This window comes from Halomonas sp. ND22Bw (assembly GCF_003011945.1).
Taxonomy (GTDB): domain Bacteria; phylum Pseudomonadota; class Gammaproteobacteria; order Pseudomonadales; family Halomonadaceae; genus Halomonas; species Halomonas halophila.
Window position 1 is genome coordinate 1 of sequence record NZ_PXWD01001038.1, and the last position, 265, is coordinate 265.

The following is a 265-nucleotide window of genomic DNA, read 5'->3' on the forward strand; positions in this document are numbered from 1 at the left end:
CTCTACATGGTGGTGCTGGTGCTGTGGCTGGCGAAAATCTTTGAACATGATTTGCTTGCCCTGCAACAACGCTGGTTGCCGAAGCTGGGGATCGTGCAAAAGGTTCTGAGCCTGCTGACGCCCGTTCATCGCGGACTGGAAACATTGATGCTGGTGCTGGCGGTGTTGTTGGGGGCTTATACCGGCTTTCTGCTGTCGGCGCTGAAATCGTATCCGTTCCTCAATAACCCGATCCTGCCGGTGCTGTTCCTCTTCTCCGGCATCT

The 265-nt window shown here is 55.5% G+C and carries 1 protein-coding gene; it reads left to right on the forward strand.

What is annotated here, in order from left to right:
* Positions 1-265 (forward strand): NrfD/PsrC family molybdoenzyme membrane anchor subunit (gene nrfD, locus CVH10_RS21330; RefSeq protein WP_181244626.1); only part of this gene is annotated, 265 nt, incomplete at both ends.